Source organism: Vibrio sp. R15-SG3-ISO1A, assembly GCF_059833955.1.
This window is the reverse complement of sequence record NZ_JCBDGH010000002.1, coordinates 1-11,668: the sequence shown is the minus strand read 5'-3', so window position 1 is coordinate 11,668 and position 11,668 is coordinate 1. Positions and strand designations below refer to the sequence as shown.

The 11,668-nt window shown below is 51.4% G+C and carries 12 protein-coding genes and 1 pseudogene; 7 read left to right on the top strand and 6 right to left on the bottom strand.

Translation table 11 applies throughout. The features are described 5' to 3' along the window. From AC6R0L_RS00160 to AC6R0L_RS00140, 5 genes are all read right to left on the bottom strand, one after another. The coding region (locus AC6R0L_RS00160; RefSeq protein ID WP_500627868.1) for an RcpC/CpaB family pilus assembly protein at nucleotides 1-608 on the bottom strand (608 nt) is incomplete at its 3' end. Between the two features lie 28 nt (nucleotides 609-636). Then, nucleotides 637-1,077, bottom strand: a complete 441-nt coding sequence (locus AC6R0L_RS00155; RefSeq protein ID WP_500627867.1) for an A24 family peptidase — start codon at nucleotides 1,075-1,077, stop codon at nucleotides 637-639. 44 nt (nucleotides 1,078-1,121) lie between these two features. Then, entirely contained in the window at nucleotides 1,122-1,316 is a 195-nt protein-coding gene (locus AC6R0L_RS00150) for a Flp family type IVb pilin (RefSeq protein WP_500627866.1), read from the bottom strand. Between the two features lie 272 nt (nucleotides 1,317-1,588). Further along, a complete protein-coding gene (locus tag AC6R0L_RS00145) occupies nucleotides 1,589-1,738 on the bottom strand; it encodes a DUF2256 domain-containing protein (RefSeq protein WP_500627865.1) in 150 nt (49 codons plus the stop codon). A gap of 90 nt (nucleotides 1,739-1,828) precedes the next feature. After that, nucleotides 1,829-2,983, bottom strand: coding sequence for an aminotransferase-like domain-containing protein (locus tag AC6R0L_RS00140; RefSeq protein WP_500627864.1), 1,155 nt, complete (start codon nucleotides 2,981-2,983; stop codon nucleotides 1,829-1,831). 185 nt (nucleotides 2,984-3,168) lie between these two features. On the opposite strand from AC6R0L_RS00140, the gene AC6R0L_RS00135 reads away from it, so the two are divergent. Further along, nucleotides 3,169-4,038: an AraC family transcriptional regulator gene (locus tag AC6R0L_RS00135; RefSeq protein ID WP_500627869.1), complete on the top strand. Its 870-nt coding sequence runs from the start codon at nucleotides 3,169-3,171 to the stop codon at nucleotides 4,036-4,038. Here AC6R0L_RS00135 and AC6R0L_RS00130 read toward each other — a convergent pair. Beyond that, the gene (locus AC6R0L_RS00130; RefSeq protein WP_500627863.1) at nucleotides 4,022-4,678 is read right to left on the bottom strand and encodes a TetR/AcrR family transcriptional regulator; all 657 of its coding nucleotides are present in this window, start codon (nucleotides 4,676-4,678) and stop codon (nucleotides 4,022-4,024) included. The two genes, AC6R0L_RS00135 and AC6R0L_RS00130, sit on opposite strands and share 17 nt — an antisense overlap. A 225-nt stretch (nucleotides 4,679-4,903) precedes the next feature. Between AC6R0L_RS00130 and AC6R0L_RS00125 the strand changes: the two genes are divergently transcribed. The 6 genes and pseudogenes from AC6R0L_RS00125 to AC6R0L_RS00100 all read left to right on the top strand — a co-directional run. Continuing rightward, nucleotides 4,904-6,463 carry an ABC transporter ATP-binding protein gene (locus AC6R0L_RS00125; protein ID WP_500627862.1) on the top strand — a complete coding sequence of 520 codons (1,560 nt, stop codon included), beginning with the start codon at nucleotides 4,904-4,906 and terminating at the stop codon, nucleotides 6,461-6,463. After that, a complete protein-coding gene (locus AC6R0L_RS00120; RefSeq protein ID WP_500627861.1) occupies nucleotides 6,456-7,562 on the top strand; it encodes an ABC transporter permease in 1,107 nt (368 codons plus the stop codon). Before AC6R0L_RS00125 ends, AC6R0L_RS00120 begins: the two co-directional genes overlap by 8 nt. Next, nucleotides 7,562-8,491: an ABC transporter permease gene (locus AC6R0L_RS00115; protein WP_500627860.1), complete on the top strand. Its 930-nt coding sequence runs from the start codon at nucleotides 7,562-7,564 to the stop codon at nucleotides 8,489-8,491. Before AC6R0L_RS00120 ends, AC6R0L_RS00115 begins: the two co-directional genes overlap by 1 nt. A gap of 311 nt (nucleotides 8,492-8,802) precedes the next feature. Next, nucleotides 8,803-9,879, top strand: coding sequence for a BMP family ABC transporter substrate-binding protein (locus AC6R0L_RS00110; protein WP_334551951.1), 1,077 nt, complete (start codon nucleotides 8,803-8,805; stop codon nucleotides 9,877-9,879). 93 nt (nucleotides 9,880-9,972) lie between these two features. Next, the gene (xdhA, locus tag AC6R0L_RS00105; RefSeq protein ID WP_500627859.1) at nucleotides 9,973-11,385 is read left to right on the top strand and encodes a xanthine dehydrogenase small subunit; all 1,413 of its coding nucleotides are present in this window, start codon (nucleotides 9,973-9,975) and stop codon (nucleotides 11,383-11,385) included. Then, a pseudogene (locus tag AC6R0L_RS00100) lies at nucleotides 11,378-11,668 on the top strand (xanthine dehydrogenase molybdopterin binding subunit); the annotation flags it as partial. The gene xdhA and the pseudogene AC6R0L_RS00100, both read left to right, overlap by 8 nt.

Here is an 11,668-nt window from a genome sequence, read left to right as displayed (position 1 = left end):
CGTGCAGAGAGTTTGCTGTCGGTCTTCTTGACTTTCTTGTCTTGCCCAACCGACAACACGCGAATTTTTTCCAGCAGCATTTGCGCTTTTACCCCATCAAAGCGGCTGACTTGGCGCGTATCCGCTAAGTTGGCATTGGGCGAACTCACGGCTAGCACATCAATCGAATCACCAGCACGAATAAACCCTTCAATCAGGTTGGCAGATGAAATAGTTAAGGGATACAACGCCTTGCCTGGGGTGATTAAGAACTCGATATAGTCGTCATCACCGACCTGCGCTAAGTCTTCTTCAAATAGGTAGCTGCCTTCGGCCTTTGTATTACGTAAAATGGTGGTCGTGGTCAGCTTGGGTAAAATGTCACCATTAATACCCTGTTTACGGGCATCCGATTCGGTCAACACGACACGCGATAAGGTCACATCTTTGGTGTATTCACCGCGCAAGCTCGGGCGCGTTACTTGCCATACGGTAAACTGCTGCTCGGCAGGCGGCACTTCAGGGGCCTCAACCACAACAGGCGCCGGGCGCATAAAATCCGCTGCGCCCAGCACCATTAATATTGCCGCGCAAAAGATCAGCGCCACAATCAGTTTGGAATTCAACATGATGAATGTTCTTCGTTAGATTAACGCGTTAGGGGTAATAGCTGCTCAATACAATCAGCGGGTAAAAACCAGTACATATGGCGACGCCATAAGGCAGACCACGGTCAGGGTTACCCCGCTGCCACCAACGGTATTTGACCCAATACACCACAGCTAGCACACCGCCCACAAGCAACATAGCGATGACTGCCGCGGGTAAAAACGCTGGCGCCACCGCCAGCGATAAGGCAGCAATCAGCTTAATGTCGCCGCCGCCTACCCAACCAAGGTGAAACAAAACGAGCCCCGCAGAGAGCAACATGGCTGAATAGGCAACGGCGTAAAGAGCCCAAGGTTGATGAATGCTAATCAGACACGAACACAATCCTAAAATCACTACATGTTTATTTTTGATCGTGCGTTGCAAGCAATCGGTACAACACACCAATACAAGCAATACCACTAACAGAAAATGGATTAGCGCATTCATTAACAGTTATGGCTCCTAGGATTACGGCGTCGGTTTGTTTGGTGTTACGGTGTTACGCTGCTGATATCAGTAGCAATGCTATCGAACGCAGCTTTAAGATTCGCGAGCATGCTGCCATCAGTCGTTGCTAAAACCACCGCCAAAAGCCCGGCCATCGCCACACCAATCAAACCGTATTCGATGGCCGTTACGCCGCGCTCATCCTTTTTGAATGCTTTAAGAAGTTGTGAAATATTCATAATTTTCCTCTAGATAGATAAAGTGTTACCCAATTGATGCGCTGAGTATATGCATCAAGTTTTCTGGTGGGAGGGATTTTGGAATCTTTATCACATCAGAGCAAAATAGATACCTATCGAAAAATTTAATACAACGGCTTGCATATTTATCAGTAATCACGTTTATGGCATGAAATTGACAGAAAGATCGTCAAAATTCTGTGATCTCGATAAAAAACATATGTTTGGCGATTTTTCTTAGAAACATTTACTTACATTCTAGGTAAGAAAAATCAGAAAAAAGTGGTAGATGACTTTTTCTGCCGACAGCGCGCAGAACAATACTTCACGTCATCCCAGCAGCGTTGCCACTTTTTACGCCAATGGAACGGCCGATGGCAAATGGGGCAGATTTTCTCGGGGAGAGTCAGTTTTTTGTGCATGTCGCCTGTGGGCTCGTATCATCTTATGAGTGGGTCATGTTTGATGATACGTCACCCGACACAGTCCGATCAGGCGACATACGTGCGGGGTTAACTGAGAATATCGGTGAGACCTGCAACCAAACGCTCGACGGCGATGGTCAACTCTTGTTCGGTTGCATTGGTGAAGTTAAGTCTCAGCGCAGGGAAGGCCTTTGCGCCGGCGGGGTAAAACACGCTACTTGGGACCACCGCCACTTTATTTTCAAGCAGTTGGGTGGCGAGCTTAAAGCTGTCGCACTCCGGTAAGGTGAGCCAAACGAACATGCCGCCCTCGACTGGGCGTACATCACAGCCAGCAGGCAGTGAGGCTTTGAGAGAGCGGTATAAACTCTGATAACGCGCTTGGTACAAGGTGCGAATCGTCTCAATGTGCTGACTGAACGCAGGGTTTTGCAACAGACCAAGCAGCACCGCTTGCATCGGCACGCTGGAGTGCAAATCGGCGCCTTGTTTGATTTTGATCAGTGGTGCTAAGAAGGTGGTGTTACCAGTCACAACCCCTACGCGCAGACCCGGTGAGGCGATTTTGGAGAAGGAGCGTAACACAATCGAGTGTTGCGGGCAGAACGTTGACACCATCGGCAGTGCCGTGCCCGCAAAACGCAGCTCGCGATACGGCGCGTCTTCAATCAAGGTGACTTGATACTGTTCACACAACTCACCAACGCGCTCACGCGTATCGAGTGACCAACACACCCCCGTCGGGTTGTGAAAATCCGGTACGGCGTAGAACATTTTCGGCTGCTGAGTTTGGAAAACCTGTTCAAGCTGTGCCAAGTCTGGCCCCTGCTCTGTCTGTGACACTGTGACGATATTCGCTTCCACTAACCCAAAGACTTGCATCGCTCCGAGGTAACTTGGTGCTTCCATCACCACTGTGTCTTGCGGGTCAATGTAGGCACGCGCAATCAAATCTAGCCCTTGCTGCGATCCGGTGGTGACCATCGCGCTGTGTGAGGACGGTAAATCGTAGTGATCGGTTAAATAGTCGAGCAAAGGCCCGTAACCTGCCGTGGCACCGTACTGAAACACGTCAGGTTGCAGGTGCAAACTCTCTAGCGTCGGTCGCATCAATTCGATAGGAAAGGTTTGTTCATCGGGCAAACCGCCCGCAAGCGAAATCACACTCTTGTCTGAGGCAGCAGCAAGAATTTCGCGAATGTAAGAAGAAGGCGTGTTGGCTAATGACTTGGCAATGTGCATATCGGACCCTGTGCGTTTCAAATTCGCAGCGCAACCACTTGGCTGCGCCTAATCAAAGGCTGTTCACTTACGGCAAGTGAGAGCAGTGAAATATTCTGTTATGACGTTCGATATTACCTATCGTTGCACATTTTGCGCTGTCCATTTATGCTTATCAACATGTCCATTTATGCGATTTTTCTCAAATCATGGCCCAACACCTGTCCCGTATCAACGATGTGCTGTATTACATCCACAAAGACATCAGCCGCGATCTCCCCGGCAAAGCGCTTGCCAACGTCGCCGCCTATTCTGAACAGCACTTTCATCGCGTGTTTAAACAGGTTGTCGGTGAATCGCTACATAAGTACATTCGTCGCACCCGCATGGAATATGCGGCCAACCAGTTGATGTTTGACCAAGGCTCTTCGGTGGCAGACATCGCCGCGCGCTGTGGATTTCAATCGGTCTCGTCGTTTAGCCGAGCGTTCAAAGCGACGTTTTCTGCCTCTCCGGGGGAGTGGCGTCAGCAAGATCTACGCGCAGGTGACAAACCCTATTTAAAAGACCCTGAAATCGCAGCAGGCTACCATCGCACCGCCAATAAACCGTTACCAGAACCTCAAATCAGACAGGTGCCTGAGCGCTTTGCGGCCTATATTCGTCATACTGGCTACAACCGTTCCATCAAAAAAGCGTGGACGGTACTCAATGCATGGGCGCTTTCAGAGCAGCGGGACGCCAGCGTCCAATTTGGCCTGCACCACTCCAACCCCGCTTGGGTAGAATTGGACGAATGCCGCTATGTGGCGTGTATTGAAATCGATAAACCGATCAAGGTACGCAGTTTGGTCAATCAGTTGGTGATTCCAGGTGGGTTACACGCCGTGTTTCGATTGACCGGCGTGTATGGGGAGTTGCTACCACAAATCAGTCAAGTGTTGGAACGTTGGCTGCCACAGTCAGGGTTTAAGCTCGGTTCTACCCCGGCATACGTGCACTATTTCGATAACCATTTCACCAACAAAAGTGAACACTTTGAGCTGGATTTTTATCTGCCTATTGGTTTTTATTGACCGGATCCGGTTTTAGGCCGCGCAGGACCATATCGACCACAAACTCTTGCGCCTGCTGATACTCGTCATCGGAGAGCTGAGCTCCTTTAATGAGTTCAATCTCACTTTCAAAGTCGGCATAAAATTGCGTCGCGCCCCAGATAAGAAACAGCAAATGGTACGGGTCAACCGCACGAATGAGCCCCCGCTCGGCCCAAGCGCTGATCACGGTCGCCTTGCCACTGCTCCACTCCACAACCGGAAATTGGATCGCCGCACGAATGTTGGGGGCCCCTTGGATGATCTCTTGGGCAAAAATTTTCGACTCTTGCGGATGACTGCGGCTGTAACGCATTTTGCCTACGATATATCGCCGCAATACTTCTTGTGGATCGCGCTGAATGGCATCTTCGGAAAAGCCATCATTCCAAAGGTTTAGAATATCTTGCAGTAGCGCCTTATACAGTCCTGACTTGGATTTGAAATAATAGAGGATGTTCGCTTTGGGCAGCGACACTCTGTCTGCAATGGCTTGTATCGACGTGCCTTTGTAACCGTGCTTAACAAACTCATCGGCGGCGGCTTGCAAGATCAACTGTTCGTTGCGCCTGCGGATTTCGCCCGAGGATGCGCGCTTTTCCTTACCAAGTTGGACGTTCAAAATGACTCCTTGTCTTGTGCTGACTCTTTTTACAGTAATCACCCGATTTCATTGCCTTGTCAAGCCTGTGAATCTGCACCAAGAGCAGGCATGCGCACTGATTTAGTTCATCGATTGCCACCGTATGGATCGCGAGCCTTGCCCAACGTTGGCTTGAACAATTGGTCAGCTTTTTGCATTTAGCCCATCAATACCATTAAAAAAACCAAAAGGACTTGGCTCAACATGACAGCACCGCTTCTCGAACTCTGGAACCTGTCAAAGGTGTTTCCGGGGGTCGTCGCAAATGACAAAGTGAATTTAAAACTCCATAGCGGCGAGATTCTCGCGCTACTTGGAGAAAACGGCGCTGGGAAATCGACCCTAGTGAAGATGATTTACGGCGTAAACACGCCCACATCCGGTGCGATATTATGGAACAACCATGAAGTCACGATTGCCTCACCGACCCAAGCAAGAGAGATGGGGATCGGCATGGTATTTCAACACTTTTCCGTGTTTGAAACGCTCACTGTGTTAGAAAACATCGAGCTGGGATTGGATAAAGCCTTTCTATCGACCATCGACAACCTAAGACAGACGATCATCGACAAAAGTCTTCAATATCAGCTCCATGTCGATCCCGATCGTTACGTCCATAGCCTAAGTATCGGTGAACGACAGCGTGTTGAAATATTGCGCTGTTTGATTCAAAACGTGAAGCTATTGATCCTCGATGAACCGACTTCAGTACTTGCGCCGCAAGAGATCGAAGGATTGTTTGCGGTGCTCAACCAACTTGCCTTAGAAGGCTGCGCCATTTTATTCATCAGCCACAAGCTCAAAGAGGTGACCGCCTTATGCCATCGAGCCGTCATTCTACGCGGCGGAAAAGTGACCGGTGAGTGCGACCCTAGCCAAGAAACGCCCAACAGCATTGCCAGGATGATGGTTGGAGAGCATGCGACCCTCTCAGAGCACTATGACAAAGTGCAGGGCGGCGCCCCTGTCCTGCACACGAAAGGCTTGTCACTCGAGGCCTCTCACCCGTTTGGCTGCGCATTAAAAGACGTCGCTCTTCGCCTTAATGCAGGCGAGATCTTTGGCCTCGCCGGAGTGGCGGGTAACGGCCAAGAAGAACTGCTAGCGGCGCTTAGCGGCGAAGATACCCGAGCCAGTAAGCGCAGCATCCAATGGCAAGACGAAGCGATTGGGCATCTTGATGCCGGGCAAAGACGCAAACGCGGCCTTGCCTATGTACCTGCTAACCGGCTTGGCCAAGGCGCAGTACCAGAGATGAGTTTGGAAGAGAACACGCTACTGACTCACGCCGCCCGCTTAAATCACAATAGCTTGATTCAGTTTCCCAAACTCAAACAACTCGCCAAGCAGTTGATCCAAGATAATCAGGTCAAGTGTCGCAATGAGCAATCGCAAGCAAAAAGCCTCTCGGGCGGCAATCTGCAAAAATTCATCATGGGACGAGAAATCGCTCAATCCCCGACGTTACTGATTTGCGCTCACCCGACCTGGGGCGTGGATATCGGCGCAGCTAGCGCCATCCATCGCCAACTGATTGCACTGCGTGACCAAGGGGCAGCGGTGTTGGTGGTATCAGAAGATATTGATGAACTCTTTATGATCTGTGACCGCCTCGCCGCCATCTACGAAGGGCATGTCTCTCCGGCCGTAAAAACCGACGACACCTCTATCGACCAACTAGGTGAGTGGATCGCGGGCGGCTTTTTATCGCCATCTTCCTACCAAGGCGCAAGCAGCGAATCACAGGGGGTGAATCATGGTTAAAGTGGAACCCAGATTAGAAAGCTCACAGTGGATGATGTGGCTATCGCCGTTCATTGCGATAACGCTGACGCTTGCGCTATCGAGCCTGCTGTTTGTCTGGCTGGATGTCAGTCCGGTGCGCGCCTTTGAAGTGTTTGTCGTTATGCCGTTTGAGGACAGTTATAACCTCGGCGAGTTGTTGGTGAAATCCACGCCGTTAATGCTCTGTGCGGTCGGTTTGGCGCTCTGCTATCGCGCCAATATTTGGAATATTGGTGCTGAAGGCCAACTGCTGATTGGCGCCGTAGCAGCAAGTGCGGTTGCCATCAGCGCCACCGAACAATCAGGTCCACTCCATCTAGTACTGGCCATCGGTGCTGGTGTTGTGGCTGGCGCGGGTTGGGCGGCCATCCCTACCCTGCTCTATCGACGTTTTCACACCAACATCATTTTAACCACCATCATGCTCAACTATGTCGGTCTCTATATTTTGCTCTGGGCGGTACATGGCCCGCTAAGAGACCCGCAAGGGTTTGGTTTCCCAGAGTCCGTGATGTTTGCCGATGCAGTCATGCTAAGCCCGCTATTTGAATCCGGCCGAGCTTCGACGGCGATCGTCATCGCCATTGGTATTGCGCTGCTCGCGGGATTTGCTTTGTTTCGAACCTTACCCGGCTACCAACTGCGTGTGTTAGGTGAGGCCAAGGCAGCGGCTAAATACGCCGGTTTTTCAGAAAAGAAACTCGTCTGGGGCGTGATGCTTCTCGCGGGGGCGCTTGCGGGCTTTGCTGGGGCGGCGGAAGTGACTGGGCCCATTGGGCAACTGATCCCGTCTGTCTCTCCGGGCTATGGGTACGCCGCGATCATCGTTGCGTATCTGGGGCGCTTAAATCCTATTAGTGTGGTAATTGCGGCTTTGTTTATGGGCGTGCTCTATATGGGGAGTGATCTCGCGCAAATTGAGCTGGGCTTACCTACTGCGGTGACAGGCCTATTCCAAGGTACTTTGCTGTTCTTCCTGCTTGCGTGCGACTTTTTGATCAACTATCGATTGGTGATGGTGAAACCGCTTTTCGCCCGCACTCAAACTAACCCAATTGACCACCAAGGAGCCGCCTAATGGACGCACTACTTATCCAATCGCTGCTCATAGCAGCATTGAAAACTGGCACGCCGCTACTCATCATCGCCCTTGGTGAACTGATTTGCGAAAAAACCGGCGTACTGAACTTGGGCCAAGAAGGCATGATGCTGATGGGCGCCATGGCGGGCTTTGCCGGCGCGTATTTCACCGGCAGCCTCGCGATGGGCGTTCTCCTTGCTATGGTCGCAGGTATGACGATGGCCTTTATTTTTGGTGTACTGACACTCAGCCTGAGTGCCAATCAAGTCGCGACAGGCTTAGCACTGACTATTTTTGGTACTGGTTTGAGCGCCTTCCTCGGCGGCAGTTTAGTGGGGTCCACCCTTGAAGGCTTTCAACCGATAGCGATTCCGCTGCTTAGCGATCTGCCTTTTCTTGGGCCGCTGCTTTTTCAACATGATCTATTGGTTTACGCCAGCTTTGTTCTGGTCGGTGTTAGTGCTTGGGTGCTCAGTCGGACGCGCGCTGGGTTGGTGATCCGCGCTGTCGGTGAGAACCCGCATTCGGCCAATGCCCTTGGCATTGAAGTGATCAAAGTACGCTACCTTGTCACGCTACTGGGCGGCGCACTTGCAGGACTGGCGGGCGCCTACATGTCTTTAGCCTATACCCCAATGTGGATGGAGAACATGACAGCAGGTCGAGGCTGGATTGCGCTGGCTCTGGTGGTCTTCGCTTCATGGAAAGTGGGCCGCTTGATGCTTGGTGCATACTTGTTCGGCTTAACGTCGATTATGCATTTAATGATGCAAGGGGTCGGTTTGGACATCTCGCCCAACTTATTAGCCATGACCCCCTACGTCGCCACTATCGTTGTGATGGTATTACTCAGTTCCAACGAGTTGCGCCAAAAATTGGCAACGCCAATGAGCCTTGGTAAACCGTTTGATCCCAAACGCCATTGATTGTTTTTATGGTTGTGGTAATAGCGGTTGTGGTGATAGCGTCCGTGCATTAAAACGGTGCACGGGCGGTATCATTTCGCACAACAATGAATCACACCACCCTCTTCCATCACGCGCATCACTCAAATCCATCGAAACTAAGAAGCACGTAAACCTCACCCCACACCAGATTTGACGGGCGTTGCGCGATTATTTTCACCCTTCGGCTAAAAATACGACCAATTGGTCAAGTTTTTGCTTTGCAGATAAATAAGAATCAGTTTCAGCTTAGGTTCTTACTACTCAAACCAAAAATGAAAACGGAGAATTTCATGAAAATGAATCAGTGGATGACAGCGGTGGCCTTATCAGTGACCTCGTTGCTCTCAGCTTCAACGCTTGCAGAAGATGAAGTCAAAGTCGGCTTCGTCTATGTGGGTCCCGTCGGCGATCATGGCTGGAGCTATGAGCACGACCAAGGCCGCATTGAGATGGAAAAACATTTCGCTGGAAAGGTGAAAACCACCTTTGTCGAAAACGTACCCGAAGGGGCTGACGCTGAGCGCGTGATCACTCAGTTGGCGAAATCTGGTAACGATGTCATCTTTACCACCTCGTTTGGCTTTATGAACCCAACACTGAAAGTCGCCAAACGTTTCCCAAACATCACCTTTGAACACGCCACTGGCTACAAAATGGCGAAGAACCTTGGCACCTACACCCTTCGTACCTATGAAGGCCGTTATGTGTCTGGCGTTGCTGCGGGCATGGCGACAAAGAGCAATACCCTTGGCTACATCGCGTCTTTCCCTATTCCGGAAGTGATCCGCGACATTAACTCGGTCTATCTTGGTGCGAAAAGTGTCAACCCCGATGTGAAACTGAAAATTGTTTGGGTCAACACTTGGTACGATCCAGGCAAAGAGTCTGACGCCGCGAACGCGCTCATCGACCAAGGCGTAGACATCATTATTCAACACACCGACAGCCCAGCGCCTCTGATTGCCGCGGAAAAACGCGGCGTGATGGGGATTGGACAAGCTTCCGACATGAGCCACTTCGCGCCGAAAGCCCACATGTTCTCGGTACGGGATAACTGGGCACCGCATTACATCAAAACGGTACAAGGAACGATGGATGGCACTTGGGCACCACAAGACTACTGGGGTGGTCTAAAAGATGAGTTGCTGCAAATTGTCTCGATCAATCCAGACCTGCCAGCTGAGATCAAAGACGCCATCGCCGAGACCGAGGCGAAGATCAAATCAGGTGAGTTCCATCCGTTTACCGGCCCGATGAAAGATAACCAAGGCAACGAAGTCATTGCAGCGGGATATACCCTCAATGACAAAGAGCTTGCGGGCGTGAACTGGTACGTCGAAGGTATCGACGCAAAAATTCCTAACTAAACCTATCTAGGCTCGCATCTCGCTCACGGGTGCGAGCCTTTTTTTACCTAAATAGTTGACCAGTTGGACAAGATAATAAGAACAGAGGAAGTTATGTTGGAGCTCATGATCAATCGTGAGGTTGTTAAGATTGCGTCGCTCGACGCCGACACCATGTTGCTTAACTACCTACGCGAACACAAACAACTAACCGGCTCAAAAGAGGGCTGTGCCAGCGGTGATTGCGGCGCATGCACTGTTGTAATGGTGGAACCAGACCCAAACGGCGAGCTGAGCTACAAACAAATCAATGCTTGTATCACCCCCGTTCACGCGCTGCATGGTAAGCAAATCATTACCGTCGAACACCTCAAACAAGCGCAAGCCTTGCATCCGGTGCAACAAGCGGTGGTCGACAAAAATGGCACCCAGTGCGGTTTTTGCACGCCTGGGATTGTGATGTCCCTTTACGCACTATCAAAGCAAAAACAGACAGTGTCACACCCGAGTGACTACCTCGCAGGAAATTTGTGTCGCTGTACTGGCTACGGCCCGTTGATCGAGGTCGCCAACACCATCGCAAGCCAGTCAATTGACGATCCGCTGGAGCAAGACGCCAGCGCAGTGCAAACCTGGATGGCCAGTGTCGATGACGCCGCTTGCCACCACTACGCTAGACCAAAAACGCGCCTTGAACTGGCACAAGCCAAATCCCAAATGCCCAGCGCTAAACTGATTGCCGGCGGCACCGATCTCTCATTGGAAGTCACCCAACAAGGTCGCTCACTACCTGAACTGATCGACATCTCTAATGTCGATGATCTTCTTACCATCACAGAGACCACCTCTGGTTGGCGTATCGGTGCTGCGGTGCCGATGGACCGCGTACACGCCTTTGCACGCGAGCATTTCCCCAGTGCCGATGAGGTGATTGAAAGACTGGGCAGTTTAACCATTCGCCACCGCGCAACGCTTGGCGGTAGCTTAGGCCACGCCTCACCGATTGGCGATATTGCTCCTTTGTTGATGAGCCTCAACGGACGTATCGAAGTGGATGATGGCGTGACGAAAACGCTGTTCGCCCCCGAAGACTACATCACGGGCTACCGTGAAACCTTATTGCGCGGCCATCAATGGATCAGTGCGATTCACCTACCCAGACTCGCGCCCAATCAACATCACGCGATATACAAGATAAGCAAACGCTATGAAGACGACATCGCCACGGTCACCCTAGGCATCAATATGACGATAGATAGCGACCAGCGTGTCAAGAATTGCATCATTTCCGCTGGCGGAGTCGCCGCAAAATCGGTGCGCCTCAACGAACTTGAGAAAGTCTTTGTCGGGCGTCCTCTGAGCCTGCCCATCGTCCATGCGGCGCAAGCGAAGGTTCCTGAGGTTATTCAGCCGCTGTCCGATGTCCGTGGCAGCGCGCAATATCGAGTTAAGTTAGTGCAAAACCTGCTCAAACGTTTCTATCTGCAAACACAGCACATTGATGTGAGGTTGGTGCACCATGCGTAAATTAACCGTACTTGAAGAGGCTCAAAACAGACAGCCATCCAAGATTGTTGGCCGCTCCGTCAAGCATGAAAGCGCCGACCGACAAGTCAGCGGCGAAGCCCGTTTCGTCGACGACTACCCCACGCCAGCGGGCTGCTTGCATGCGGCGGTGATCACCAGTCGCGTCAGCAAAGGCCGAATCACACGTTTGGACGTTGAGCGCGTTCACGCGGCGGACGGTGTCGTCGCCGTGCTGAGTGAGCGCGACCTCCCTGCGCATAAAGACATCGGTGCGATTTTTCCC